Annotated in this window: 27 protein-coding genes; all 27 read right to left on the reverse strand. The window is 33.5% G+C overall.

The genetic code is table 11. From position 1 onward, the window contains the following. The coding region (locus AP058_RS01185) for an ATP-binding protein (RefSeq protein WP_157492553.1) at window positions 1–826 on the reverse strand (826 nt) is incomplete at its 3' end. 302 nt (window positions 827–1,128) lie between these two features. After that, entirely contained in the window at window positions 1,129–3,168 is a 2,040-nt protein-coding gene (locus AP058_RS01190) for a DEAD/DEAH box helicase (protein ID WP_066305868.1), read from the reverse strand. After that, window positions 3,165–3,998, reverse strand: coding sequence for a hypothetical protein (locus AP058_RS01195; protein ID WP_157492555.1), 834 nt, complete (start codon window positions 3,996–3,998; stop codon window positions 3,165–3,167). The genes AP058_RS01190 and AP058_RS01195 overlap by 4 nt, the downstream gene beginning before the upstream one ends. Before the next feature lie 66 nt (window positions 3,999–4,064). Further along, window positions 4,065–6,938, reverse strand: a complete 2,874-nt coding sequence (locus AP058_RS01200; protein ID WP_066305873.1) for a type I restriction endonuclease subunit R — start codon at window positions 6,936–6,938, stop codon at window positions 4,065–4,067. A gap of 29 nt (window positions 6,939–6,967) precedes the next feature. Then, entirely contained in the window at window positions 6,968–7,399 is a 432-nt protein-coding gene (locus tag AP058_RS01205; protein ID WP_066305875.1) for a hypothetical protein, read from the reverse strand. Further along, window positions 7,399–7,866, reverse strand: coding sequence for a helix-turn-helix domain-containing protein (locus tag AP058_RS01210; protein ID WP_066305877.1), 468 nt, complete (start codon window positions 7,864–7,866; stop codon window positions 7,399–7,401). The genes AP058_RS01205 and AP058_RS01210 overlap by 1 nt, the downstream gene beginning before the upstream one ends. Continuing rightward, window positions 7,863–8,375 (reverse strand): hypothetical protein, encoded by a 513-nt coding sequence (locus tag AP058_RS01215; protein ID WP_066305880.1) that lies wholly within the window; start codon window positions 8,373–8,375, stop codon window positions 7,863–7,865. Before AP058_RS01215 ends, AP058_RS01210 begins: the two co-directional genes overlap by 4 nt. Before the next feature lie 48 nt (window positions 8,376–8,423). Further along, window positions 8,424–8,579 carry a hypothetical protein gene (locus tag AP058_RS16795; RefSeq protein ID WP_157492557.1) on the reverse strand — a complete coding sequence of 52 codons (156 nt, stop codon included), beginning with the start codon at window positions 8,577–8,579 and terminating at the stop codon, window positions 8,424–8,426. Window position 8,580: 1 nt separating this feature from the next. Continuing rightward, on the reverse strand, window positions 8,581–10,122 hold the full coding sequence (locus tag AP058_RS01220; protein ID WP_066305881.1) for a Fic family protein: 1,542 nt from the start codon (window positions 10,120–10,122) through the stop codon (window positions 8,581–8,583). A 350-nt stretch (window positions 10,123–10,472) separates the two neighbouring features. Then, a complete protein-coding gene (locus AP058_RS01225; RefSeq protein WP_066305883.1) occupies window positions 10,473–11,171 on the reverse strand; it encodes a transposase in 699 nt (232 codons plus the stop codon). Between the two features lie 168 nt (window positions 11,172–11,339). Beyond that, on the reverse strand, window positions 11,340–12,434 hold the full coding sequence (locus AP058_RS01230) for a restriction endonuclease subunit S (RefSeq protein ID WP_157492559.1): 1,095 nt from the start codon (window positions 12,432–12,434) through the stop codon (window positions 11,340–11,342). After that, window positions 12,374–12,511, reverse strand: a complete 138-nt coding sequence (locus AP058_RS16965) for a hypothetical protein (protein WP_197413364.1) — start codon at window positions 12,509–12,511, stop codon at window positions 12,374–12,376. The genes AP058_RS01230 and AP058_RS16965 overlap by 61 nt, the downstream gene beginning before the upstream one ends. A gap of 154 nt (window positions 12,512–12,665) precedes the next feature. Continuing rightward, complete coding sequence (locus AP058_RS01235; RefSeq protein WP_066305889.1) at window positions 12,666–13,481, reverse strand: KilA-N domain-containing protein; 816 nt, start codon at window positions 13,479–13,481, stop codon at window positions 12,666–12,668. 2 nt (window positions 13,482–13,483) lie between these two features. Then, complete coding sequence (locus tag AP058_RS01240) at window positions 13,484–13,714, reverse strand: hypothetical protein (protein ID WP_066305892.1); 231 nt, start codon at window positions 13,712–13,714, stop codon at window positions 13,484–13,486. A gap of 10 nt (window positions 13,715–13,724) precedes the next feature. Then, window positions 13,725–15,311, reverse strand: a complete 1,587-nt coding sequence (locus AP058_RS01245) for a type I restriction-modification system subunit M (RefSeq protein WP_066305893.1) — start codon at window positions 15,309–15,311, stop codon at window positions 13,725–13,727. Between the two features lie 990 nt (window positions 15,312–16,301). Next, window positions 16,302–16,625 carry a helix-turn-helix domain-containing protein gene (locus tag AP058_RS01250; protein WP_066305894.1) on the reverse strand — a complete coding sequence of 108 codons (324 nt, stop codon included), beginning with the start codon at window positions 16,623–16,625 and terminating at the stop codon, window positions 16,302–16,304. Window positions 16,626–16,753: 128 nt separating this feature from the next. Then, entirely contained in the window at window positions 16,754–17,047 is a 294-nt protein-coding gene (locus tag AP058_RS01255; RefSeq protein WP_066305897.1) for a hypothetical protein, read from the reverse strand. A 6-nt stretch (window positions 17,048–17,053) separates the two neighbouring features. Beyond that, complete coding sequence (locus tag AP058_RS01260; RefSeq protein WP_066305900.1) at window positions 17,054–17,854, reverse strand: hypothetical protein; 801 nt, start codon at window positions 17,852–17,854, stop codon at window positions 17,054–17,056. Between the two features lie 38 nt (window positions 17,855–17,892). After that, entirely contained in the window at window positions 17,893–18,717 is an 825-nt protein-coding gene (gene traN, locus AP058_RS01265; protein ID WP_066305908.1) for a conjugative transposon protein TraN, read from the reverse strand. Window positions 18,718–18,741: 24 nt separating this feature from the next. Continuing rightward, the gene (traM, locus tag AP058_RS01270) at window positions 18,742–20,034 is read right to left on the reverse strand and encodes a conjugative transposon protein TraM (protein ID WP_066305913.1); all 1,293 of its coding nucleotides are present in this window, start codon (window positions 20,032–20,034) and stop codon (window positions 18,742–18,744) included. Next, complete coding sequence (locus tag AP058_RS01275) at window positions 20,009–20,560, reverse strand: hypothetical protein (RefSeq protein WP_066305915.1); 552 nt, start codon at window positions 20,558–20,560, stop codon at window positions 20,009–20,011. Before AP058_RS01275 ends, traM begins: the two co-directional genes overlap by 26 nt. Next, window positions 20,541–21,149 carry a conjugative transposon protein TraK gene (gene traK, locus AP058_RS01280; protein ID WP_231739464.1) on the reverse strand — a complete coding sequence of 203 codons (609 nt, stop codon included), beginning with the start codon at window positions 21,147–21,149 and terminating at the stop codon, window positions 20,541–20,543. Before traK ends, AP058_RS01275 begins: the two co-directional genes overlap by 20 nt. A 25-nt stretch (window positions 21,150–21,174) precedes the next feature. Then, window positions 21,175–22,374: a conjugative transposon protein TraJ gene (gene traJ, locus AP058_RS01285; protein ID WP_066305925.1), complete on the reverse strand. Its 1,200-nt coding sequence runs from the start codon at window positions 22,372–22,374 to the stop codon at window positions 21,175–21,177. An 11-nt stretch (window positions 22,375–22,385) separates the two neighbouring features. Beyond that, window positions 22,386–23,048 carry a hypothetical protein gene (locus AP058_RS01290; protein WP_066305927.1) on the reverse strand — a complete coding sequence of 221 codons (663 nt, stop codon included), beginning with the start codon at window positions 23,046–23,048 and terminating at the stop codon, window positions 22,386–22,388. After that, window positions 23,027–23,644 (reverse strand): hypothetical protein, encoded by a 618-nt coding sequence (locus AP058_RS01295; RefSeq protein ID WP_066305929.1) that lies wholly within the window; start codon window positions 23,642–23,644, stop codon window positions 23,027–23,029. Before AP058_RS01295 ends, AP058_RS01290 begins: the two co-directional genes overlap by 22 nt. 13 nt (window positions 23,645–23,657) lie before the next feature. Next, the gene (locus tag AP058_RS01300; RefSeq protein ID WP_197413365.1) at window positions 23,658–24,371 is read right to left on the reverse strand and encodes a conjugal transfer protein TraI; all 714 of its coding nucleotides are present in this window, start codon (window positions 24,369–24,371) and stop codon (window positions 23,658–23,660) included. Between the two features lie 10 nt (window positions 24,372–24,381). Beyond that, the gene (locus AP058_RS01305; RefSeq protein WP_066305931.1) at window positions 24,382–26,850 is read right to left on the reverse strand and encodes a TraG family conjugative transposon ATPase; all 2,469 of its coding nucleotides are present in this window, start codon (window positions 26,848–26,850) and stop codon (window positions 24,382–24,384) included. Window positions 26,851–26,853: the final 3 nt, after the last annotated feature.

A 26,853-nucleotide genomic window follows, 5' to 3' on the forward strand; every position in this document is an offset into this window, starting at 1 on the left:
GATTCAATTCCTGAACGTCTTTAATTCCATAAAGACTTGGTAAATCTCTCAAAAGGACTTTGTCTACAATATCATTTTTAACATACCTCCCCATATCACTTTGTATTTTTTCAGACAAAACAACCTCAGGATAGCCACCAAAATTTAAGTAGTTTAGGAATTCTTTGTTTAAGGCTTTTATATCATGTGTTATTGTATAAGGCATTTTCCGATTTGCATAATCAATCTCACCTTTCAAGATTAAATGATTCATATTTTTCAAATGAATATATTCTTGAAAAGTTAGCGGTGGCAACATAAAATCTGTAAAACGTCCAGCTCCACTTTCGGTACTGTGCCATCTTAAAGCTGCGGCAGCCGAACCAGAAACAATAAATTTAGTATCAGGATAGGAATCGACTAACACTTTTAAATGACGTTCCCAATCTTTTAAATATTGCACTTCATCAAAAAACACATAGCATCCCTCTAGCTTTTGTAATTTTACGGCATCCTTACAGAGCAATAAAATATCTTCTAAGCTTAAATTTAAGTATAAAGGATTATCTATGCCGACAAAAAATATTTTTTGCGGATCTATTGCGTCTTGAATTAATTGGTCAATAGAATGAAACATCATTACAGTCTTACCGACACGGCGAGGTCCCATTAAAACAACTGCTCTTCGAATATCTTTCTCTTTCACAAGAGGGTAAAATAAATCAAAATACAAACGCTTTTGCATATTTTGATACGCAGAATGTACTGCTTTAGAAACCCACCAAGGATTTTCATAGTGCAAACGTTCTATAATTTTTTCAGTTGGAATAATACTTGATATTTTCATAAAAACACTTATTTAGACAAAAATAGTAAAAATAAGCTGAATCAAACATATCTATTTTGTGTTTTTCAAAGGGTATTAGGGTATTTATTAGAATTTCGAAGCTTATTATTTTTTTTACATAGTCAGAATAAACATCCTGCTTGGAAGGAATTACTTGAAATATCTTTTCTTTCTGAGGATATAAAAGAGAAGTATTTGGATTTATTGGAAAGTAGAGTACAGGTATTTTTATAACCTCCGCAAAAAAAGCGGTGATTAAGCTGTTTTTTTACCGCATTTTTTATACATAGAAAATTAAAGAACTACTCAAAATAGATTCTTAAATCAGTCATTGATTCATTCTCGTATATAATTTTTTTTATGTCATGGATTGAAAAGTTTTCAGGGATCCTATCAGAAATCGTGATAAGATGTTCCTTTACTCTCAAATAAGGAATGCCATATTCAAATAGTTTTGTCATAATTTTTTTTGATTCAACAATGTTTGTGTTTTTTTCACCAAGAAATTTATTGAAAAATAATACTCTTTTATAATTAGCTTCCTCTTTTATGCTACTGGATATAAATCTTTTTTTATTGCGAGATTGATATAGGTTATCTAATTCTATAATAAACTCTAAAGCAGGTATAATTTTATGGGGAATAACACTGTAAATCATTTTTATTACTATCGAGACAAGTTTGGATGATTCATATTTAGAAAAATTTTTATCAATACTCAATTTATGCACTATGTCAGGTATTGTTTGATAATTAGAATTTAATATTATATTGATACTATTATTATTGTTATTTGGAGCATCTAAACTTTTTAATTTTGATAAAACACCAAACAAATTAGTATTAGGTTTTTTAACAAACTCTATTAAATCTTTAAATTGTTTTATAGTAAAACCGTAATTATTTAATAACTCACTAATTTTTTCAAATGGTACTTTTCCATGATTTGAATCTTTCAAATAATCCTTAGTTTTTTCCTGAGACACTTTCTTTGAATCTTCAGAGTCATTCTGCACACCATCGGTAGTATAAGCTGATTTATACTCGTCTTCTCTATTTATTTCTATAATTTCTGTTTGATTTGTAATGATGAAATTTAAGTGAATATCTTCATAAGGAATATTAGCTTTGATAAAATTATGTTCATGGATGTTTTTATAATATACGTTTCCAACTTTATGTATTCCTAATCGTCCAGCTCTTCCAATCAAATTTTTAAATTTGATAATATTTTTATCTCCTAAAATCTTATTCGAAGTGGTTATGTATATATTTTTTGTAGGAGTGTTAACTCCTTCAATAACTGATGAAGTGGCCAATAATGTTCTAATTTTAGAGTCATTAAATAAGTCAATTACTTTTTTCTGAATAAATTTTGGCATCGGTCCATAATGTATCCCTATCCCTTTTTTAAGTGCTTTTATGGGAATCCATTCTGGATGAAAATCAGTTTCAACACGCTTAATCCAATCATTTGACAAATGAAATTCATTTGGTCTATCTTTTATTTTATCTAAAAAAAAAGATTCTGCTTCAGGAGGTGAGTTAAAATAAACAAGGTTACTTTCATCACTTTTGCTTATTGCATGAAGCAATTTGGTGTCAAAATCTTCGAGTGAAATGAAGTTTTTTGCAACCGGAGCAAAATCAGATTTGAGAATTTTAAAGTTTAAATTGTCTAATCCATTGATTTCGTTTACCAAAGGAAGTAATAGAACCACTTTATTTGCTTTAGTAAGGGTGTCAATAAAAGTTCTATTTAAAATAACCTCTCTACTGCTTTCAATTTTATCACTTAACTTGTAAGCCTCATCAATTATAAACAAATCAATACCAGAAGTATAACCATTATATATTTGAGAATACTTTTCTTGTGTCCCAATAAAAATGCTTTTATCATCAATTTTACTTTCGTTTTTGATTGTATCAAATATGGTATAGCCTAAATCTTTAAAAATTTTATTAAAGTCATCAGCCAATTCATCAGCTAAAGAATTCGTAGGAACCAAAAAAACAATTTTATTTGGTTGTTCATTGTAAATGTATTCTTTGACTAACATTGTTTTTCCAAAACTTGTTGGCGCAGATAATAAAACTCGTTTATTTAATGATATTTCATCATAAATTTTCTTTTGTTCAGCAGTAAATGAAATTCTTGTAGAATTATGGTTTAATAGATTTTTTTCAAGAATAAATTCAAGTTGCTTCGAAAAGAATGAATTGTCTTTTTTTTCATCGTAATAAGGAGATAAATCAAATAAAAAAAGATCTTCAATTTTAACTTCGTTGTCAGGTTGATCTAAGAGTTTAATTACCTCTTCTCTTTTACTTTGATTTATCATTTGTTAGTTTTTAATCGAATTATTAAATCCAATGCTATTCTTTGAGCTTTAAAAATTAAATCTGCCTTCGAATTAATTGGTAAATGATATAAGTGAATTTTATAATTACTTGGAAAATCCTTTATTGAAATTTTTTCTATTAATTTATATGTACTTGTATATTTATCACTTGCATTTTTAGTATGAAGAACAAAACCAGATAGGATAAGTGGTAATTTCTTAATTTCTACTGAAGTTTTTTCACTTATATTTCCAGTTATATCTTTCAAAATAATTTCACTTTCTGAGCTGATGATTTTTTTTATATAATCTTCTAATTTACTATTAAAACTATTGTCTTTGACAATTGAATGAATTCCTTTGTTGAGCGTTCCATAAAATTTAGCTTCACCTAATACCAAACTATCAGCAGAAAACATACATGCATCAGCTCCTGTCGATATAACAGTCAAATTATCAGTTACTGATATTACACCTGTAACTAATTTGTTATCAATATAATCAATATTCAACCTTGCTAAGAGAGCCTCTGCAAAAAAAGCATAATAAGACTCATTTTTATTTGATGATATATATTTACTAATTTCAGTATCATCAACATCTTTTTCTCTACCACAAAATGATGTTTCTATAAATCTCTGCAATTGTGTAATTCTGGTTTTACCTGTAATTTTTATGTTTTTCTGAAAGAGATAATTTAGTTTATTTTCATCATATAATAATTCTAAAATATGATTGTCTAAATCTTCCATTGTTAACTTATGGCTATAGGTAGAAAAGTGATATTTTCCACATGTGCTTTTAGATTTATCTTCAATTGTTAAATCCATTAATTATTTTGTATTGTTAGTTTTTTATACTTCACTTCAAAATAGAATATTATTAATAAAAACGGTTTAAGCCATCATCCCCCTCACAAATACCTCCACATATTCCTTCATCTTCGCAATAATTCGATCTCCTATGCTTCTCGCTTGCAAAATACTTGGTCTGTTATCTAGACATTGGAAAACCTCGTCTTTAATCGGTTCTCGTCCGCTGTAGATGTAAGCATCGATAAGCGATTTGAATTGTGCTTTATCTAAATGTTCGTCCTCACATATTTTTCCTAGTGCTAATATCTTTTCATCTTGCCAGAATTTTTCAAATTCATCTTCGATAGAATCTCCATCTTTAATGAATGGCATGTTCTCATCAATGAATTTCTGAATCAGCTCTCGTTTGCTTCTCAATTTGATGTCACCACCTAACAAATCGATAATGGCTTTTCGTTGGGCTTTGGCTTCCGATGTATTTGCCCCTTTCATTTGTGCTACTAATTTCAAGATATAAGCTACTCCTATTTTATCTCTGTGAATCAACTCTAATTCAAAATCAATATCATCCAAAATAGATGTTTTCTCTTTCTGAGTATCTCGCTGAACTTTATCTTTTAAATCTAAATACTTTGTTTCAAAACCTTTGAATTCCTCTTCATCAATATGCAGATCCTCCCAATCAAAGTCGGTGTAAGATTGCAAAACGTTCATCGCTCTTAAAAGCTTTCGGAAGGCCAAAACAAATTGTGCTTCGTCCTCTTCACTTTGTAAATCATCAACACTTTGAAAAGTTGGCGTAATCTCCCGCAACGAAGTCAAAGCATCATCAAATTTCTCAGCGATATGTTCGTAGTCGGGCATTGTGACAACTTCTACAGCATCTTTATTCGAAAATAAAGTAATTGCTTCATCGGTGGCTTTTTTAAGGTTTCTAAAGCTTAATATATTCCCCTGAGACTTCTGCTCACCCAAGATCCTATTTGTTCTGGAATAGGCTTGAATTAGTCCGTGTTGCTTTAAGTTTTTATCTACGTAAAGCGTGTTCACTTTCTTAGCATCAAAACCTGTCAGCATCATATTCACTACTAAAACAATATCCAGTCGGTCTTTGTCGTGATTGAATGTTTGCTTTTCTCTGTCTTTCAAGCGCTGACTTATATTTTTGAAATAATTCTCAAACTGCTGACCATCTTTGGTCGAAAAGCTTGTGCCAAACATTCCATTATAATCTGCAATATATTGGTCAAGTTTATCTCTAGAATGACTTGCTTGATAATTAGTACCCGGCTCTGCAGCCATATCAAATTCGTAATCTCCAGGGAGAAAATCTTGTGCATCTTCTGATTCTTCATTAGCACCAAAAGTAAAAATGGTAGCAATTCGTAAATCGTGTTCACCCGCTAATTTTTTCTGCTGGAAAATATCGTAATACTTAATCACATTCTTGATACTGCTTACCGCAAAAAGTGCCGAATATTCTCGGTTGAAGGTCTTCTGATTGTGATAAGCAATAATATAATCGACAATTTTTGTGATTCTATTTTCTGAATCTAAAACTTCTTGCTTGTCAATATCTTCAACATCGATATCGATAAACGATTTGCTTTTGTTTTTATATTTCCCAACATATTCAATCCCGAATCGTAATACGTTTTCATCGCGAATCGCATCAGTAATCACATATTTATGGAGGCAGTTGCCAAATAAATCTTTGGTAGTTCGCTTTCCTAAATCATTTTTTGAAGCATTCTCTGCAAATATGGGCGTTCCAGTAAACCCAATCAATTGACTTTTCTCAAAGAATGTTGTAATTCTTCCGTGGGTTTCGCCAAATTGAGAGCGATGGCATTCATCAAAAATAAAGACAATCTTTTTATCTCGTAAAGTATCAATACTATTTTTGAAACGATCAGAAATGGCATTATTTAATTTCTGAATAGTGGTTAAAACCAGTTTTGTATTATCCGTTAGTTGCTTTAATAATGACTGAGTATCACTGCTTCCATTTACGCTACCTTTCTTGAAAGCATTGAATTCATTCATCGTTTGATAATCCAAATCCTTTCTGTCCACCACAAAAACTACTTTATGCACTTCTGGCAATTCCATTAAAATTTGACTCGCTTTAAAAGACGTCAATGTTTTTCCTGAACCTGTAGTGTGCCAAATGTAAGCGTTGTCAGAACTGGTTTTGACTTGTTTGATAATCGCCTCAGTAGCAAAATATTGATACGGGCGAAGCACCATCATTACTTTGTGGGTTTCGTTGATTACGATATAATGCGCAATCATATTTCCAAGATGTGCGGTGTTTAAAAACGCTGCTGTAAACTCCGTTAAATCGGTTACATTTTTATTGTTGGCATCAGCCCAAAAGAAGGTTTGCTTTACAGATTGCAATTTGTTGTTTGCCAAATACTTTGTATTGACTCCATTACTGATCACAAACAATTGCACATATTGAAACAGTCCGTGATTGCTCCAGAAAGAATGCAATTGATAGCGATTGATTTGATTAAAAGCTTCTTTTATTTCAATTCCAGAGCGTTTGAGTTCTATTTGAACCAATGGTAAACCGTTCACCAAAATCGTAACGTCGAAACGATTTTTATAACTTCCTTCTAGTGAAATTTGATTGCTTACCTGATAAATATTTTGAGCGCTATCTTCTGTATTAAAAAAGCGAACATAAAATGAAGTTCCATCATCTTTATTTAACTGAAAACGATCCCGAAGTGTTTTGGCTTTTTCAAAAACATTTCCTTTTGCCAAATGATTTAGAATCGAATCAAATTCTTTTTGAGAAAACGTAGTTTGATTAAAACCTTCGAGTTGCTTCTTGAGATTATCAACTAAAGCATCGCCATCTGCAATTTTTACAGATGCATATCCCAAATCACGCAATTGCTTGATTAAGTTGTTTTCTAATTGTGCTTCAGATTGATGTGCCATACTATCTCTGTAAATTAACTATAACAATGTTACGTACTTAGTTTAAATTCTGCGTCTTTATCGACTAAGCTCTTCACATTAATAGTGGGAAGAATAAACTTATTGAATTCAGTTCCTTCAGTTTTTGTATGTAAAATTCCGCGAGAAGTGCCGATAGTTAGCATTGTTAAATGAGCAATAAAGCTCTGTGGAACTACAATTATTTCATCCTGTAGAAACGAGCTCCAAGAATCGGTGTCAATATTAAAATGACAACTTACTTGTATTTTAATAAACACTTTTTTTGCTTGTTCAAAAGAAAATGCCGCAAAAACACCTATTAGTTTTTCTTCTAAATTAATTTTAAATTCTAATGAAGTTGTGATGTCTGTTGTTTTTTTTTGAGAAAAATTTTCCTCAAACAAAGCAAACTGTTCAGTTTTAATTGCCGCTAATACGAAGCCTACGGATTCCTCTTTCATTATGCTATTTTTTCGAAATGACTATATTTTTGAGATAAAGAATTATATTCCAGCTTTATTTCTTTTTTGGCCACTAAAATTTTATTTTCATTAATGTACTGCATTTTTGGCGCAACATATTTTTCAGTAGTAGTAATTGAAACTTCTGAAGTACTTTTGAGCTCCTCCTTTTCAAAGTAGGAAGCTAAGATTGGTATATCCAAAATGTTCTGCAGCCTTATCTGCGTTTCCAAAGTCAGGTTTTCTTGCCCTTTTACGATTTTAGTAATTTGCTGCGGACTTACTTCTAATTTTTCCGCTAATTTTTTTTGAGTCCAATGTAATTCTTCCAAACGATCAAGAACTTTTAAAGCAATATTTTGAGACTCTCTCAACATCGCTCTATTTTTTATTCGCTCTCTGTTTTTGGTAACTGTATTGGTTTTTTCAGAAGAAACCAAAGCGGTAAATTTTTCTATATTACTCATTTTAATTCAATTATAAGTTCATAAAAAGAATCAGTATCAAATATGGATTTCTCTTGTAAAAATTCTTTTGCGGCATCTATTTTCAGTAATTCATTATTGGAATCGGGATGATCTTGCATAGTTTGAGACATCTTTATAGCGCCACCAGTAATGACGAAGCAATTGCTATCAATTTTAATGGCATAGATTCTAATTCCATTTTTTTTAATTTTTCCTTTTTGTAAAGAAAGTATTTTAATCCCTGATTCTGTATCAAATAGTGTTCTGAAATAAAATTCTAAAGGTTGATTGTTTGTTGTTATTTCTTCTAATACATCTTGTATCTGTTCCGCATCTTTTAATCTGTCTTTTACAAATTTATTTATGTTTTCTATAGAATTGTCTTTTGCATATTGTCTAAGATAGCTAACATCTGTCCAATTGTCCACTAGTCGATCATATTCATTATCAACTTCTCCAGAGTAGCGGAAAGCAAATAACGACGGTGCAAATATAGCATCTATTTTCATTTAATCAACTTATAGGTTTATTATCTGTGTGCTTGTTAACAATTTTAATTACACAAACATCTGCTGCAACAATCCTTTTTTGAAATTTTGCGTTTGAATGATTTGTAGATTTACGTTTTCTATTTTCATATATATATAAAATTTATTATAACCCAATTGCTTGATTAAGTTGTTTTCTAATTGTGCTTCAGATTGATGTGCCATACTATTTTTCTATAAAAATTTCCCTGAACTTATTCTCTATATCGATTATCTCAAATTCCTCCAATGCGTAAAACTCTTTTTTAAGAGCACGGTTCGACAATTTTCCTTTCTCATGCTGTAAAAATTGTACAAGAAGTGCCACCATCTTATCTGGCATTTCATACTTATTGTCAATATAGTTCTTAAATTCATCGAAGTTTTGAAGATAACGCTCTTCATGTGGAATAATTCTTAGTACGGTATCTTCTACACAATCGTATAGGAATTCTGCTTGTTTTGTAGCATCAAAATAGCGATAAAAATCTATTGTATCATTTAAAACTTTCACATTGTGATTTTCTGTCTCTTCCCATTCAATATGATTTAATATAGGATGAGAATACAATTGTAATACCTTTCTATAGTCATCTATATTATCTAGGATAGAAGCTGAAATTGGAAAAATAACTCCTTGTTTTGTAAACCCTTTTTTTGCTAAAATGTGATGAATAATGTAGCGATGTAGACGGCCGTTACCATCTACAAATGGATGTATAAACACAAAACCGAATGCCAAACTTGCTGCAGCTAAAACAGCGTCATAGCTAGGATCTTGCATTATTTTGTCGGCTTCAAAAACTCCACTTATTAGAACTTCTAAATCTTCAGCTACAGCAGAAATGTGGTCAGGAATTGGTGCTCCACTACTTCGGTCGTGTTCACCGATAAATCCTCCCTCGCTGCGCATTCCCATCTGCGTAAATCTACTGTTCTCAATTACAATTTGTTGCAGTCGCTCTAATTCCTCTAAGCTTAAATCTTTCCCGCCTGCTTGACCAATAGCTTTTGCCCAACGAAAAGCTCTATTATTACTCGGAGTTTCGTTTTCTATAGTAAAAGAAGCTTTGGAATCTTTTAGTAGCAAAAAGGAAGAAGCGCGTTGCAATACATCGTTGTGAATTGTACTAAAAAGAATCTCTTTTTTCTCTGAGATTGTAGCATTAATTTTTGCCTCAAGTTTGTCCGTTTTAAAGATTAGTGGGCAAAAATTTACTGTTCCTGGTAAATTGTTTATAATTTTTTGTTTAGCAACTTCTTTACCATCTGCGGCATATTGCAAGTTTGTATCAAGTAGCGGAATGTATCTTCTTTTACTCAAGTCTACTGCAACCTCAATATCTTCTTGTTTTAAAAACTCATATAAGAACCAGATTTTGCGGCTGTATTGTCCATTTGGTTCAATATTTAAAATAGCTTGAACCTCATTTTTAGCAATTATATTAAATAATGCGCTAAATACTAAAAGGTTGATACCTTCATATTTAAGTGCAAATACTAATTGCTTATATAATGTTTCTTCTGGCTGGTAGGATTCTGGGAATATCCTCCAATCTTCAGAGGTAAATTTTTTACCTTTCTTTACGACAACACTCAAAATATTTGGAAACGGTAAATTCAGTTGATAATGTGATATAATTGCACCATAACCAACTACTTTACCTGTTATTGGAATCGCTTTACCATTAATTGTGTGTGCTTCTACTGATTCAATTTTAGTTTGCATAAATGCTAATTCATAACTCAAATATAGATAATAAACGTGCGCATATTTAAAATTACGTGCGCATATATAAAAATTAATCAAAAAACGTGCGCTATCTGTTTTGAAAGCGCTTTTTTTTAAATATCAAAATAAAGAAATTTTAAAAAAAAGGTACGCAAAATATAAAAAAGGTGCGCAAATGTATATTTTCTAAAATAAGTAAGCGCGCATTAATCTTAACTTCCATTATCTGAATTCGCTGCGGACTTGAGGAATTGTTTTTAGAAATTTAAAAAGATGACAAATTAAAAATCTTCACTGTTTTTTTAAAACTTTGCGTCTGATTTATTTATTGATAAACAAATTCTATTTTATTTGTAATATTTATCTGCTGCCCATTTTGCAGGATTCTGTTCTATATAATTTTGAATTCTTTCGAATTCAGCTGCATTGCGAATTATATGATCGTGAAACCGAGGATGCCATTTAAAACCTTTATTTATATTATGCAATTCAAAACTACATCTTCCTTTATACCAGCGAATAGCTCGGGAAATATTTTCGTGAAACATAGGATTTTTATCGCCGCAGATGCCGCCTTTTTGCGGCGCGATTGATGGCGGGGCGGGCGCGATTGATGGCGGGGCGGGCGCGATTGATGGCGGATCCTGTACAGACGCGATTAATCGCGTCTCTACGGTTGGCGCGGAAAATGATTTATCAATTATCAAAATTCCGTGAATATGATTGGGCATTATTTGAAAAACACCTAATTCGATAAATGAAAATTCTTTTGGAATTTCAGCCCAAATGTTATGGGCAATTTCTCCTAATGAATTTAGATTCATATAATATTCTAGATCTTCATTGTGTGCAGATGCGGTTGCGGAATCGTGTGTAGATGCGGTTTCGGAATCGTGTGCAGACGTGATAAATCGCGTCGATACGTTGCCAAAAAAACATTGCATTTTATGGGTGCATATCGTGATGAAATATGATCCATTGGCGCCATAATCCCAATTTTTCAATCGGGCGGATGGGATTCGATATTTATTTTGAAATTTTTCCATATTGCAATAATTTTATTTAGATTACTGGCAAAATCAAATTTATTATTATTTTCCTTCATCTTTATTGATTTCAATTCATTGCAATTATATCCCAGTAGAGACGCGATTAATCGCGTCTCTACGGGCGCATTCGTGCTGCGATATTGCACATTATAAATATACTGCAACCTACACAAACATTTGCTGCAACAATCCTTTTTTGAAATTTTGCGTTTGAATGATTTGCTGTTTGCTGTTTTTTATTTTCATGTCAATACTTGATAAGAAATTTGCGATTTTTTTCTGTTCTTTTATTGATGGAATTCCGCAAACCTCATTTGAATAATCTTTAAAATAGATATGAGGTATAGTGCTACCAGTTACATATTTGACGAAATCGATATTTGAAAGTAAACAAAACATAAAATATGTATCTATGCCTTTACAGCTAATCATTTCCATAGTTCCAAGGACAGATGATTTTCCTTTGCAATATAATAATCTACCTACTCCAGCACCATCTTTTACTATACTTACATAATCATTCTCCTCTATGTAAAAATCAACAGTTTGTAAAACTCCCGAAGCTCCATAAATAATGTATTCTCCAAAATTATTTTCAATCTTATTAGCAGAAATGTTAGAAGATTTTTTTTCTGCTACTTCTTTCAGCTTCTTCTCCTTCCAATCCTGATAATGCTTTCCATTCTCATCTTTAAATCGTAATTTTTGCGAGAACAATTGCTGCATAATACCTTTTTTGTATTTTTCTAATAATTCCTTTTTGCGAGAAAGTTGTTGAATACTTTCATCGACTGATGTCAAGAAAGAAGCTATTTTTTGTTGTTCACCAATATCTGGAATATTTAGTTTTATTTTTTTTACATCTTCAGTACTAACATTAGTTTGATTTCCCGTCCCGCCTTTAGCTTCAGCAAAAAAATAAAAAAGGAACTTTTCTGTTGAAATTAAATCTTTTATAAAATCGTTGTAGCTCTTATTTTTGATTTGACGTAATAGGACAAGTCGCTGATTTAGCAGGTATTTATTATCTTCTTCAATCTGAATGGAATATCCATAGTCTCTTTTTCCTACTGTTCCTGTCAAAGTAAGTATTGAGTCTCCTTTTTGTAAAAGAAATTCCTTCTGTTTTTCATCGACTTTCCTCCAATATGAAGAATTTCTATCAAGGCGTAATTCATTTTGGTAAACGTTTGACATCTTTAATAATTGATATGTGCTGCTTTGAAATATGCAAACTCTCCCAGCATTTTTAATTGCCACTCTCCATCAAACTCTTGAAACCGCAATTGCGGAACCAAGGTCTTTTTCTTATCGCTATCTAAAATATCTGTTGTCATTAAAATGGAGTTTGGATTCCTAGTTCAGCACAGAATTCTGCAATTGTAGCCTCTGTCATTTTGCTTGCAGTGGCTACTTCTTGAAAGTTAGTTTTTTGCATTCGATTTCCCATAGTTATTTTGTGGGTTTATTTTTTATTTGGTTTTGCAATTGTTATTTTAATTTTTGGATGTTAGGGTTTGTGGTCAAAGATTGGAGTTGGTTGATGGCTATTTGATTCAGTTTTATCAGGCGGTCGCTTTGTGAAATTTCCAATCTTATAAATTCGGCGTTCATGCTTTCTATATTTGCTAAAACCAATAATTGTTCAATAGTAGCTTGGTCTCTAATATTACCGTCGGCAGTTGGATTTTCGGTGCGCCATTGTTTGGCTGTTTTACCAAACAAGGCTACATTTAATACATCGGCTTCGTTAGCATAAATAAAATGAGCTTGCTCTTTGGTAATATTTTCAGGGATAATCGTTTGTTTTATAGCATCAGTATGAATGCGGTAATTTATTTTAGAAAGCGTTCTATTTAAGTTCCAAGTAAGATGTAATCGGTCATTTTCATCTTCTTTAAGTCTTTGGAATTCTTTGATCAGGTAAATTTTGAATTCGGCACTAATCCACATTCCAAACTCGAAAGCTAAATCCTTATGCGCATAAGTTCCTCCATACCTTCCTGCTGTAGCTTTCAAACCAATTGCATTGGTTTTTGCGACCCATTCTTTTACACTTAATTTGTAATTATTTAAACCTGCCTGACTTTTAATTATGGCAAATTCGCCATAATTAAAATTAGGATTATAGATGCTTTCCCAAATTCCTAAAAACTCTACTGTATTTCTATTTCGCAACCAATCTGAAATAAAGAAATCACCATCTTTAGCCTCTAACATATTTGTCAGGGAAATATAATCTTGATTTTCAAATTTTAGAATTGTTATTTCTAAACCTTGTACAGTAATGGTTTTATTTTTTGCCATTTTTAATTTTTATTAAAGGCAGTTGTCAAGTAATCCTTAACTACTGAAATAGATTGTAACTCCTTCTCTTTCAATATATTAGATATGTGCATACTCATGTTTGGAACAGAGGTGGCAAAAAGTTCTGCTAATTGAATTTGATTCATCCAAATGTCACCTTCTCTAGCAAATAATGCCACAGAAGCCTTTCCGTCTTCGGTATTATAAATAATTATTTCTTGTTCTTCCTTCATATATAATTATCTAAAAAGGTGTTGCGATATTTAATTCAGCACAAAAATTTGCAATTGTAGCATCGGTCGTTTTGCTTTGAGTTGCTAATTCTCGCAATTCAGCAGTTACAGCTTCAAGATCAATTGCATCTTCTTCTTCAAAAGTATCTACATAACGCGGAATATTTAGGTTGAAATCATTTGCCTCGATGCTATCTGCATCTCCGTAAACAGGAACTAAATGAGAATATTTGGCGTTGTTGCTTCGGTCTTTGTAGGTATTGATAATTTTATCAATATCTTCTGTGCGAAGCATATTTTGTGTTTTCACCTTTTCAAAATGTTGGCTGGCGTCAATAAACAAAATGCTTTTGCTACGTTCGGCATCTTGGTAACGGTCTTTCTTTAAAACCAAAATACAAGTTGGAATACTGGTTCCGTAAAAGATATTTGCGGGCAAACCAATTACTGCATCGAGATAGTTTTTCTCCTTAATCAAGTATTGACGGATGTGTCCTTCGGCGCCACCTCTAAACAAAACACCGTGCGGCAAAACAATCGCCATTGTTCCGTTATCGTCTAATTGATGTACCATATGTTGCACAAAAGCAAAATCGGCTTTGCTACTTGGCGCTAGTTTCCCATAAGCTGAGAAACGGTCATCATTCATAAATAATGGGCTTGCACTCCAGTTTGCCGAGAAAGGGGGATTTGCGACAATAGCCTCAAATCGTAGATCAAAGTGTTGAGGACGCTCCAGCGTATCTTCGTTTTTAATATCAAAACGTTTGTAGTGAACGTCGTGCATAATCATATTCATCCGACATAAATTGTAAGTCGTAGGATTCATTTCCTGTCCGTAAAACGCGCTGACACTTTTTACTTCTTTTGCAACACGTAATAATAGCGAGCCAGAACCACAAGTAGGATCGTAAACACTTTTTAGTTTTTCTTTTCCAACCGTTACCAATTGTGCCAAAACACTACTGACTTGCTGTGGTGTGTAAAATTCGCCTGCTTTTTTCCCGGCGCCACTGGCGAATTTTCCAATCAGATATTCGTAAGCATCGCCCAAAACATCGCTGTCAGTATTTTCTAAGTCGAAATCAATTTCGTCCAAATGAATTAGGACTTTGACAATCAATTCGTTTTTATCCGCTTCTGATTTTCCTAGTTTATGAGAAGTCAAATCTAAATCTGAAAACAGGTTTCCAAAATCTTCTTCACTTTCAAAACCCATTGTACTTTGCTCAATATGCGTCAGCACTTTGGCAAGATCACCCAGAATAAAATTGTTTTTTCCACCCGCATTGCCGCGTTTTGCTAATTCTGAAAATAATTCAGAAGGTTCTAAGAAAAACCCAAGTTTGTCAATTGCCAGTTGCTTGATTTCTTGCATGAGCAAGGCTTCTTCAGGATGTCCTGCAACTTCTTGAAAAGTAAGTCCGTCTGGTTTGAGTATGGTATTGGCGTACAAATCCATTTTTGTACTCAAGTACTTGTAGAAAATGAAACCTAATATGTAATCTCTGAAGTCATCTGCATCCATTTTGCCACGAAGGGTGTTTGCAATATTCCAGAGTTGTTGTTCTAATTTTTGTTTTTGTTCGGCTGCCATGTATGGTGTTTGTTCAATTTTATTTAAGGATTCCAAAATTGGAAATTTACTTACTAATGTTGTTTGCTGCGAAATGTACTATTTGCTTTAATCAAAATCTTTGGCAAATATAAATTCTGTAGGAAATGCATTGGGCTAAGATATTGAAAAATTTAAGTTTTTGAAGGTGAAAAGCGCTAAAGAAGTTTGGTTTTTCGTGCTATTTGTTTGGTTGCGTGGTTTGTATTTTACATTTTAGCTATAAATGATTGAAATAAAGCAAGTTGTGATATAAAAAATCAATTACAATAGTGTGAAAATAATTAGAAATTGGATCTTGAAATTATGAAAAATAGTGTTGATTTCTAGCCCTGCCCGCGATAGCACCGAAAAGCCCGCAAGGGAAATGACCGTAAAAAACAAAACCCAAAACAGCGACCGAAGGAAGCTCGTTTTGGGTTTATGTTTTTAAGGAAATGAGCGCGGACTTGCAGGGAATAGCGCGAATTGGCAGCCTTAATTTACTTCCCGATACAGAAAACCACAATCCTTATTTGATAAGGGTTAACAGGACTGAGGTACAAATAAGGTACAAATATTTGCAAAGAAAAACTAAATAAATACAATTACAGTTTTGTGCTGATTCTAAATATTTTAAAAGAACATAGAAATAAAATAAAATTATTCTAGTAGTTAAACAAATATATAAAATATTTTCAAATATTTCGTCCTTATAGAAATCTTGAATTGCTGACTACTTTTAAAGACGTTTTATATTACGCGATAACAAAAGAAGCTGCAAAGCATCACTAAAGAATTTTTCTAAAAATAACCACAAGCAAAAATCACGGGAGGATAATTGAAATCAAGCTAATAAAATAATGATGTATGCCAATCCTATAAGGTTTTAAATACTTAATCAGCTCTTAGCTATATTGAAAAAAAGGGTTCAACTTTAATTAAAAAGTCAAACCCTTTTTTAAATTTTCTTCCGTATTGAGATAGTGTTTTTTAATTATACTTCTTTTCAATTTCGGTTTTTAATTCACATATCGTTTTAATTCTGCCAGATTTAATCCAATCTAATAACTCAGTTTTATTAAAATAAAGCCTTTTCCCCTTTTTACTAACTGGTAATTCCTTTCGACATACTTTGCTATATATAGTAGCGACCGATAGTTTTAACAACGTTGCAGCACCTTCTATACCCATTAATTCCTGTTGATCAGATTCCTTTGTACATTTTTGTTCAATTAATAATTGTTCAATTTTATCCATCTTCACTACTAATAAACTAAGAATAGTAGGTAAATCTTCAAATGTATATTGTTTCATATTTATATATATTAATCAGTGCACTTCTTGCTGACGATTTACAGTTATAATCTCCCTCATGATCTGATTTTTAAAAAAATTAAAAAACTAAAAATTGCATCGCTACAGACAAAATAATCGCTGATATCTTAGTGCGTATTGTCCATAAAATAAACTTTACTCCCTTCATTTTTCTTAAAGGATATTACGTATTTAATGTAACCGTAATCATTAAGATCGTGGAGTATCTTATTGTAAGTTCGTTGACTTGACACTTTTGCAATAGGCATAACCTCCTTGGCAAACACTTGAATAGGATTTGCAAATCCCCTCTCTATTCTACTTTGCAGCAAGGCCATGTAAATGGCAATATGTGTAGTACTGATTCGGAAATCATTTTGAATACCTACAAAGAAATTCGAAAAGGAATTTGACTGATCCATAAGTAATTAGATTGCTTTAGACTGTTTTTTTCTAGGCTTTTTTTTTGACGACTCATCTAAAGCCGTTACATTTTCTTCCTTTTTATCCTTTTTAAGATCTTTAACACTTTGCTCCTTCTGTCCTTCTCCCTGCTTTTGATCTTTGACTTCTCTGGTACTTATGCGCTTCATACTATCATCGTAAACATTGACTGTTTTAAAATGAGGGTTTGCTTCGACGAACTGTTTTACCTCTTCACCATTGATCTTAAATGTCACAGACTGCATGTTTCCTTTTTTCAAAGAAGCTAAAAGACTGTCTTTATAATTTGGTGTTTCCAATTCTTTAATGGGATGTTTAGCGAGTGTTGCCTCCAAATCGTATCCATAGTTTTGATGGTACTGCTGCATTTTAAAATTACCACTGGCATCAGATTCTTTAAAATCCATTTTCAACCATGAATTATACACTTGCCCTTCTGCATTCTTTAAATCTTTATTTACCGCTCTTCCATCCATAAGATTATAGGCCTCTTTCAAGGTGATATTGTTTTCTTTATTGATGTAAAAATTTTGAGATAAAGCAGCTCCCCCACCTTCTTTTTGCAAGTCAACTTTATACGAATTAAAAAAATACATGTCAGTCTGCTCTGATTTTTTAAATTGTAATGAAGTACTAACTTGATCATTATTAAACTTCCCAGAATGCTCTAATTGAAAAGTGGGAGTTCCTTCTTTTATTTTTTGCTGCAAGGCATTTTCTAAGCCTTCACCAAAACCAGTGAATTTAATCTGGTCGCGTAAAAATTCGAAATTTTTCTGATTCATAACTATATAATTTTAGAATTAATAATCTTTTGTAGCATTTACAAGGGAAGAATTTTAGTTAAAGCTCTTCTATTTAGTTTTAGACCAACTTGTCTAGTTCCATTTTTTTCCAACAATTGTATAATGAGGTACTTTTTATTGGAAATAGTGAATTTGGGCACGACCACTACCCTATCTATTTCAGATTCACCAGGCAAATTGGTAATAGGGTCAAATATTCCGATTGCTATAATTTCTAACTCCTGTGAAGCTGTTCGTATACTTTTCTTTTGATCACGAATAAAAAAACGCAGTTGATCCACCTCGAAATTGATCATCGAATCGTTAGTCAAATGAAGTCGAAAATAGAATAGCTCATCTTGAACGTAAATCCCCGTCACTTGCAATCCCAAGTCAAATTCTTTGCTTTTAAGACCTTTAAGAAATTTGGTTTTCAATAAACATACGTTGGCGTTGCGGGCTATTTTACTTTTATTTTCTATCTCTGGCGAAAAAACTACTTGTTGGTTCACTGCAAGTTCAGCAGTTATAACTCGATTAATGTTGGGGTTACTCTCATTAAAATTGACAATAAAACTATAGAGGTTTCCGTCAGCGGTGACAATCGTTAGATTAGTTGGTACAAAATCACTCTCATAAGCCTTTACCAAAAGTATATTTTCAACGCCTTTTGCTTTATCCACCACTATGGCTTCACTGCCTTTATCCACGCTTACAATTGCAAAAGGAAATACCAAACTGGTCGTTTTATTAGTGGCAACACGTAACTCGTTTGAATTAAAATTTTCATTATACTCTTGCGCTTGTAGTGCTGTACATAGAAGCACAAAGCTCCATAAGATGATTTTTTTTAAATTTTTCATATTTTTAATTGTTATAATCTTTGATTAATTTTCTTTTTGTTTCTTATCGTACAATAGGATTTTGTAACCTGCTTTTACCACCACCTTTATCAGTTTGACTTTTTTGCTCAAAAGACTTTTGGCGGCTTCTATTCCCATTCCCGCGGCTTGGGTAGTCCAAGAATCATCCATTGTTGATAATCCAATTCCTTGTAAAGAACGATCGCCCGAGGATTTTGCTACTTCTCTCGTTAATGTTCCAGGAATGTAAATACCTTCAATTCCGTCAAGGTCAAATACCGATAGATGCACAGGCAATATGGAATTCTGATACGGAATGCTATTTATCAAAATTGTAAGTCGCTCTCCTTTTAACACTGCAACCCCGTACAAAAAGCTATTTCTTTTAATAAAAATACCATTGACATATAAATCTGTATCAAGTCTTAATTTAACTGTGGAACCATTGGTGACTGTTTGCGTGTCGTGCCAAGTGGCTTGTACTGTATTTTGCTGATTGATTTCTGATAACGAATTATCAAGAGAGAAAAAGGTATTGGTATTAACTTGCTTCTCATTTCGCTTTCCTTGATTCGGCTTACTTTTTAAGGAAGTTATTTCCAGTACTTCGTTTTTGGTTGTAACCGCATATACTTTTGGTTTGTTGCGAATGGCTGCTTCTTGTAATTTATCTTGTACTCTTTGTGGGTGCTGAATGTCTAAAATATTCTCTAACATGCTTCCCAATTGCTGCAATTCCGGATCAGGACCTTGTGCCGTCTCAAATTGCTGCATCATCTGATCTAATTCAGAGCGGTCCTCCGTAATGGTTTGATCATACTTAGAAGACATTGGAACTTTATCTTGGCTTTGTTCTGCTGGAACTCTATCAACCGCCTGTTGCAATGCAGCAAGTCTTTGATAAATTTTAGATTCACTCTCACTTTGAGGGGCAGGCATTTTCAATGGTGATTCTTCGCTTAAGGCTGTTTCAGTGTGTTCTTCTAAAGCTCTTTGCCAAGCAGCTACTGATTGGCTACTAAGATCATCATCAAAACGATTCGGATCTTTTTTTCTCTGCTCACTTAATTTTATTGAATCCATTGCAGCCTGATCATAATAGCTCATTTTATCTAATGTCGTTTCATCTTTGAATTTTGGATCAGGTAAAACACTATTAAATCCCCTCGTTTTTTCCGAACCCTCTTCAGCATTTTTATAAGTACCACCTGCTAACGCCCAAAAAAGCAACGTGATAAAAGGAAGAACTAAAATGGGCAACACCAGTAACATTTTGCGTTGTCGTTGCGCTTTAATCGACAGTTGTTTTGTTTCCATATTCTTGTTTTTTAAAATTTAATTGGTACTTATTTTCAATAATTAGCAGACTATCTAATAATCCTGGTCGATTTATTTTGATACTATCATAAAGAGTAGCTTGTTCTGAATAGTTTTTAATACTGTCCAAATACGTACTAAACTTCAGGATTCGTTTTAACTCTTCAGTAGTATAATTTGACTGTGGTTTTATTGATTTTACTATTGCTTTTACAGGTAAGTGCAGATTTAGAATTCCTAACCCTGATAGCGTATTTTCATTGTTGTAATTTAACCCTTTGGCAATCTGTATAGTTAAGATTCCAGCAAACGCTGCTGCAAACAAAAACCAATATCCTATTAGGTATTTTTTAGATAGTCCATCGGTCAGCTGATTCATTTTTACTACCCATTTCTCCTGCATCCATTTAAAAATGCTATGTAAAAAGTTTCCAATAAAGTAATGAAGAGAAGACTTTTCCTTAATAGTATCGGGATTACTTTTATCTTTATATTTCTCGGGATTACTATTTTCTTTTGTCCACATAGAGGTCTTTATTTTCTAGTGTTTCCCACTTTTCAATTAAAAAACCGTGGGAATTGTTATCACTGCGAGAGACATTTCTCAGATTTCCCTTGGTAATTAAACTCCGATGCACCACGCTCGTTGTTCTCACAATTTGTTGCTTGGCGTAACAGAGAAATACATAGGGATAGTTATCCATATCAATAGAAATACTATCAATAGTTATTTCTTGACTGATGTTGCCTGATATTATTCCTGCGTAATAACCATTTTCCTTCAGATTGTCGTATACTCTTTTCGCGCTTTCATCTGCCAAGTAAAGCGCTTTTGTAACATGTTCTTTAATCACTTTATCATCTGGATCTAAAGAGAAAAAATACTGATGAAAGGTTTTTACATGGTCTTTAGCTTCAACCGGAATATTATCTTTTCGATCAGATGCAAAGGCTTCGAGCGCTTTGCCATTTGCGAGAACATATACCTTGTCCTGCATACCTGTAACCGTAGCAAAACTTTTATAAATTGCATAACAGGAAATAAAAATACACCCCAATACAACTACAATGCTAAAGCCTCTCACATACCGAAAAGCGGTATCTATATTTTTCATTTTTGTAAACATATCTTTCCTCCTTTTATTTAGAATTACCTTTTAGTTTATCGCCCATATAGCTTCCTTTTTCTTGAAAATACGGACTAGCACTACTTGCCGAAGACATACTTTGTGACATTTTGCCCGCAGCATTTCCCATGGAATCTAGAACCATTCCTGCTCCTTGACTTGCTTTACTAATCACCATCGTGCTCCCGCCACCAAATACACTGGTTACTTTTTGACCAAAGGCGCCGCCTCCGCCAGCATGAACAATATAATTAGCTACAGAGGGAACAGTGAAGTACCCAACGATTCCGATAATCATAAAAATGAGATAGGCCATGTCGGTTCTACTGAAAAATGTACTCCCATAATTGTTTACTTGTGAAATATCAATAGTCAACATTTGTTCTTGAATTTTTCCCATAATTCCCCCGAAGATATTCGCCACCGGAAGCCAGAGGTAAATATTAATATACCGAGCAAGCCAAACGGTTAATGTGTGTTGAAATCCATCAAAAACGGCTATTCCAAAAACAAGAGGACCTAATATGGAAAGCACAATGATTTGAAATGTTCGTAACGTATCGATACACAAGGCTGAAGCTTCAAAAAGGACACGCAAAACTTCGCTCAGCCACTCTTTTACAGAGTTTCTAAAATTAAAGGATGCCTTAGACATGGCAAACTTGATGTCATTGCCAATTCCGTCGAGCATTCCCTGTCCACTTGGATCTTTCTCATCGTGGGTGTACTTATACCATTTGTCCTGATTGCCACTTCCCGACTCTCCCACATACATTTGCCATGCATCCGAGCTTTTAATTGCCTCCTCTTTTTTTTGTAAAAGCAAGTCTATCGCTTTATTAGAATTGGTAACCATAGCCGCCGTAGCGGTAACTGTTGGTTTCATAACTCCGTTAATTAGAGCAAGCACAGATGGAAAAATCAAAATGCAAAAACCAATAACGAACGGTCGAAACAAAGGATAAAAGTCAATAGGTTCAGCATTAGCAATGTGCCTCCAAACCCTTGCAGAAATAAACCACAAAGTCCCAAACCCTGCGATACCTTGCCCCACTCCAATGAGGTTGCTACACAGCGGCATCATCTGATCGTATAAATTATCTAATACTAAATGCATGCTTCCCATGTCGTCTCCCAAAGATTGACCTTGCGACACATAAGGCAATAGAAAGCCCAGGACAGTGCAAACTGCCATTTTTTGAATCTTTGTCATATTGAAAATCTTTAGTGATTTAACTCATACAATGGTCTCATTATCTGGACATCATTGTACTCTTTTTGGCGCTGCAACAGTAGTATTGCCGATGAGTTGTTGAAATAAGCTATGAATTCTAATTTATTTTCCATCTTTAGATAAATCCTATCGATAGCGGTTAATCGTTCTTCATCGGTCATGCGCATACTCTTAGCGGTTATCACCATTAATAGCTCGTCTAAATTTTGCAGGCTTTCCTGCAGTACCTTCCCATAAACAGCTTCGAAATATTTGATTTCATCCACTGTAAACTGCTTGTTTTTAGCAAACCGCTGCAATCCCTTTTTACTTTCGCTCAGCAGCGTTACTTGGTAATTTACAATATCCCCAATCCGCTTGTATTTCTTAACGGTCGGACTGACTTCCATCAAACCATCTAAAAATACCTTATGTAAACTAAAATTCCCCTGCGATAAGTCTTTAACGGTTTTATAACCGCCAGTTAAAATTTTATAACCGTCTTTCATGTCGCTTAAAATTGCTTTGAACTGTGCTAATTTTTCAATGTTTAAGGCCAGCTGTTGCAGTTCTTGCGCTTGTGCGTAACTACTTCTACAAGTACCTAAAGTGCACACTACAACCAAAAATAATAAGGTATATTTTCTGCCTACTACTGATCTAATCCGTGCCATAATCGTACTGTTTTGGTGTCGTTAAGTTCTTTACTTCTTGCTAAGGCCAACTTACTAATTTGGGAACTGAAAGCTTGGCAAAAACCATAATCTGCGCGCATGCTCTTAAATAATAATTCAATTCGATGAAGTCGCTCGTCATCTGTTAACGACAAATCAAAATCTGTTGTCAGTGTTAGTAATGACTCCAAAGTTTGCCATGAATTATCTAACATTTTCTCAAAAGATCGCTCGATATAGTCGATTTCATTACCGTGAAATAAATCGGTACGGCTTAATTTTATTCGTGTCTTAGATTGAAGTTTTGTCATTTTAATCTGCAACGAAATGATGGAAGCTACTTGGAGACTATTTTTTATCTTAGGGTTCACTTTATCAAGTCCCAAGTAATAGGCAGTATGAAGACCAAACTCTCCTCTTTTGACTGTTCCAACAAAGTCAAGTCCTTTTTTTACTGCAGAATATCCTGTACGTGCCTGCTCCATATATCCTTTTAGTGCAATTATTTGCAAGAGCAGTTCTTTTCTTTGTTTGGCTTGTCCGTAGCTAGATTGAACCAGCAGTGCAGACAGTACTATTAAAAAACATCTTTTCATTCTGGTTGTATTATTAAGGCAAACCATATAACTTTTTAGTAGTAAGCACGTCATGCTTGGTTTTAGCACGCTGCAAACTCAAAAGCATGTTTTGCTGATTGAACAGACATAAATCTTCGTAATTCTCCTCCACTTTATCAGCAGCCTGATTGATAATTTCCAATCTTTTGCCATCACTCATCTCCATTGTAAAAGATTCTAAAACCGAAAATATTTGATCAATGTTGTTAATACTTTCTCCCAAGATCCCTTCGTAAACTGTACTCATATACTCCAGCTCTTTGGCTGTAAAATGAGCATCATTTTGAAACAATTGCCACGCTTTCTCATATTGCTTGACCAGTAAAGTTTGTTTGGTTGTAATTTCCTTTATCCGTTTGTAGTATGCTATAATTGATTTTACTTTCATCAGTTCTTGGTAATACTCTCGGTACAAATCGTGCTGTTTTTCAGTCCAATCGGATATTTCATTGAGCTTTAATTTTGACAACGTATTTTCTAATTTCTTTTGCGCGTTTTGCAACCAAATGGTCTTATTCTGTAAACGCTGTATGCGCAAATCAATCGCTTTTATTACTTTTATTACTGCCGCTTTTACAATTGACAGTATCGGGAAAAAAACCGCTTTGTTTGCTATGTTTTTTCTACTGATTGCTAATGATTCCCTTGGCATGCCTATAAATAAGAATAGCAGTACAACTAAAATTACTTTTGATTTAATTTTCATTACGGATCAATTAAGTTTCATTTCGTAAATCGTGTGCATAAGCCGCTATGGCTTTTTTAATGTCCCCATCAAACTTGAGCGCGTATTGTTGCAGTTTGAATTTTTCAGTTTCTTCAGTGGTATAGGCTAAATACTCTTCCAATGAAACTTCGGTTCGGTATACCTTAGAGAGCATTCCTCCTAAAGAAATGAATACTTCTTTGTACTTTTTATCTGAATCATTGGCCTTGTTGACAGACAAAACAAGTGTTTTCTCTTTTTCGGTAAGGCCTAGTAGTTCTTGGATCTGATCGAATTTATTCTGGTATTTACTTTGATCCAAAAGAATTTTGCAATCACTGTTATTAATAATGGCTTGCTTGACTACTGGTGATGAAATTATATCTTCTACTTCTTGCGTGACTACGATTGCCTCTCCAAAAAACTTTCGAACTGTCTTAAAGAGATACTTTATATACTCTGCCATACCTTCCTTTGCTATAGCTTTCCAAGCTTCCTCTATTAAGATCATTTTACGAACCCCTTTGAGTTTTCTCATTTTACTGATAAAAACCTCCATGATAATTATGGTTACCACCGGAAATAATATCGGATGGTCTTTAATATTGTCCAGTTCAAAGACAATAAATCGTTCTTGCAATAATTCTAAATTTTCAGTAGCGTTCAATAAATAGTCGAACTCACCACCCTTGTAATACGGGCGCAAAACATAGAGAAAATTAGTCACATCAAAATCCTTGTCTTTTACTTTATCGTCTTCTAAAATTTGAACAAAGTCTTCTTTTAAAAATTCATAGAACGTATCAAAACAGGGGAAAAGTTCCTTGTGCAGGTCGAGTTTCTCATAGTACAACTGCAATGAGTTGGATAAAGCAACATATTCACTACGGTTGAATGTTTCATCATCTTTCTTCCAAAGAGCTAAGAGTAGCGTTTTAATACTTTCTTTTTTTTCTGTATCCAAAACATCTCCTTTGGAGATATAGAAGGGGTTGAAACGAATGGGGTTTTTCTCATCGTAGGTAAAATAATACCCGCCAACCATATCGCATAATCCTTTGTAACTGTGTCCAACATCTACCAGAACAATGTGCGTTCCTTGTTCGTAATAGCTGCGAACCATGTGATTGGTGAAAAAGGATTTCCCACTTCCTGAAGGTCCTAATATAAATTTGTTTCGATTGGTGCATATCCCTTTTTTAACTGGTTCATCACTAATATCAACATGAACAGGCTTTCCAGTGAGTCTATCTCCTAATCGAATACCAACGGGACTTAGCGAAGATCGATAGCCTGTTTCCATATTTAGAAAGCAAGTGGCTTGCTCGGTAAAAGTGTCGAAGGTGTCGTTCATGGGAAAATCGGCAGCATTACCGGGTAATCCTGCCCAATAAATTTGCGCAGCACCTGCAGTTTCAATTTTTCCTACCGCATCCATTTGAGCCATGGCAGAGGAAACTTGATTTTTTATATCTTTCAATGCTTCTTTACTTTCAGACCAAGCCAAAACATTAAAGTGTGCTTTTACAGCTAGTCGTTGTTCCCCAACGGCCTCATTTAAAAAATCGTTGGTTGCATCTCTAGCGATCATATTTTCTCTACTGTAGGCCGCTAATGACTGCAAGCGCAAACGCTTACTCTCTAATCTTTTGATGGTTTTAGATGCGTCATCAAAAAACAAATATTGATTGTAAATGTGATTGCATGATAACAATTGTCCCAATGAAGAGGCAAACCCAACACTGAATTTTGTCTTATCAGTCGAATAACGGTCGAAATTTATTCTAGATCCACAAAGATTTGGAAGATCTACTGCATCCCCTAAAGTAAACAACACACAGTGTTTATCTGCGATTTGCAAATGATCCTTAAACACGACATCTCCAAAAATAATGGCATCTGTTTTCTTTGATAAAAAACAATACTGCTCTACAAAACCAATTTTTCTACTGGAACTTGTTAACTCCGCATCAGTAAGTCTGCTTATCGACACAAAACCGCTGTCCTCTAAGATCCTTTTAAATTGCCCCGAAGTATCTATAAAATCTTGTAGAAGCGTCTCGCTAAGTGTTTCTTCTGGTACCAGCGAACTTCGAATTAAAGTAGAAAATAAAGAACTGGAATTTTTTCTGTTTACAGGCTTTTTTGTTAGAATCACATAACACGAATGATCTAAAAACGGTCTTTCGTCGAAAAATCGCTCACTACTTCTGGTTAAAAAACTACTATCCTCTGAACTAAAATCCGCCTCATAAGTTGACTGAACAAACCAATCCTGCTTGTGAAAGACAGAGAATTTAGGCAACACTTTTAATGCCTTAATCCAAGATTGGTGAAATGCTTCGTACTCCTGATTGGATAGGCTAAAAATCTCAGGTAACTCAACTTTAAAAACAATACTTACATCTCCATTTTTAGATACAATACAATCATTCTCTATCGCCAGTAATGGCAAGATAGATTCCATTTCTTTTTCCATCTG

Origin of the sequence: Flavobacterium sp. TAB 87 (genome assembly GCF_001529295.1) — a bacterium.
In the GTDB taxonomy this organism is placed as follows: Bacteria; Bacteroidota; Bacteroidia; order Flavobacteriales; family Flavobacteriaceae; genus Flavobacterium.

Bases quoted from the DNA above. Each gene is read 5' to 3' on its own strand.
- AP058_RS01190 (WP_066305868.1), bottom strand. From the start codon at position 3,168: ATGATAAATCAAAGTAAAAGAGAAGAGGTAATTAAACTCTTAGATCAA.
- AP058_RS01195 (WP_157492555.1), bottom strand. From the start codon at position 3,998: ATGGATTTAACAATTGAAGATAAATCTAAAAGCACATGTGGAAAATAT.
- AP058_RS01200 (WP_066305873.1), bottom strand. From the start codon at position 6,938: ATGGCACATCAATCTGAAGCACAATTAGAAAACAACTTAATCAAGCAA.
- AP058_RS01205 (WP_066305875.1), bottom strand. From the start codon at position 7,399: ATGAAAGAGGAATCCGTAGGCTTCGTATTAGCGGCAATTAAAACTGAA.
- AP058_RS01210 (WP_066305877.1), bottom strand. From the start codon at position 7,866: ATGAGTAATATAGAAAAATTTACCGCTTTGGTTTCTTCTGAAAAAACC.
- AP058_RS01215 (WP_066305880.1), bottom strand. From the start codon at position 8,375: ATGAAAATAGATGCTATATTTGCACCGTCGTTATTTGCTTTCCGCTAC.
- AP058_RS16795 (WP_157492557.1), bottom strand. From the start codon at position 8,579: ATGGCACATCAATCTGAAGCACAATTAGAAAACAACTTAATCAAGCAA.
- AP058_RS01220 (WP_066305881.1), bottom strand. From the start codon at position 10,122: ATGCAAACTAAAATTGAATCAGTAGAAGCACACACAATTAATGGTAAA.
- AP058_RS01225 (WP_066305883.1), bottom strand. From the start codon at position 11,171: ATGGAAAAATTTCAAAATAAATATCGAATCCCATCCGCCCGATTGAAA.
- AP058_RS16965 (WP_197413364.1), bottom strand. From the start codon at position 12,511: ATGACAACAGATATTTTAGATAGCGATAAGAAAAAGACCTTGGTTCCG.
- AP058_RS01235 (WP_066305889.1), bottom strand. From the start codon at position 13,481: ATGGCAAAAAATAAAACCATTACTGTACAAGGTTTAGAAATAACAATT.
- AP058_RS01240 (WP_066305892.1), bottom strand. From the start codon at position 13,714: ATGAAGGAAGAACAAGAAATAATTATTTATAATACCGAAGACGGAAAG.
- AP058_RS01245 (WP_066305893.1), bottom strand. From the start codon at position 15,311: ATGGCAGCCGAACAAAAACAAAAATTAGAACAACAACTCTGGAATATT.
- AP058_RS01250 (WP_066305894.1), bottom strand. From the start codon at position 16,625: ATGAAACAATATACATTTGAAGATTTACCTACTATTCTTAGTTTATTA.
- AP058_RS01255 (WP_066305897.1), bottom strand. From the start codon at position 17,047: ATGGATCAGTCAAATTCCTTTTCGAATTTCTTTGTAGGTATTCAAAAT.
- AP058_RS01260 (WP_066305900.1), bottom strand. From the start codon at position 17,854: ATGAATCAGAAAAATTTCGAATTTTTACGCGACCAGATTAAATTCACT.
- traN (WP_066305908.1), bottom strand. From the start codon at position 18,717: ATGAAAAATTTAAAAAAAATCATCTTATGGAGCTTTGTGCTTCTATGT.
- traM (WP_066305913.1), bottom strand. From the start codon at position 20,034: ATGGAAACAAAACAACTGTCGATTAAAGCGCAACGACAACGCAAAATG.
- AP058_RS01275 (WP_066305915.1), bottom strand. From the start codon at position 20,560: ATGTGGACAAAAGAAAATAGTAATCCCGAGAAATATAAAGATAAAAGT.
- traK (WP_231739464.1), bottom strand. From the start codon at position 21,149: ATGAAAAATATAGATACCGCTTTTCGGTATGTGAGAGGCTTTAGCATT.
- traJ (WP_066305925.1), bottom strand. From the start codon at position 22,374: ATGACAAAGATTCAAAAAATGGCAGTTTGCACTGTCCTGGGCTTTCTA.
- AP058_RS01290 (WP_066305927.1), bottom strand. From the start codon at position 23,048: ATGGCACGGATTAGATCAGTAGTAGGCAGAAAATATACCTTATTATTT.
- AP058_RS01295 (WP_066305929.1), bottom strand. From the start codon at position 23,644: ATGAAAAGATGTTTTTTAATAGTACTGTCTGCACTGCTGGTTCAATCT.
- AP058_RS01300 (WP_197413365.1), bottom strand. From the start codon at position 24,371: ATGAAAATTAAATCAAAAGTAATTTTAGTTGTACTGCTATTCTTATTT.
- AP058_RS01305 (WP_066305931.1), bottom strand. From the start codon at position 26,850: ATGGAAAAAGAAATGGAATCTATCTTGCCATTACTGGCGATAGAGAAT.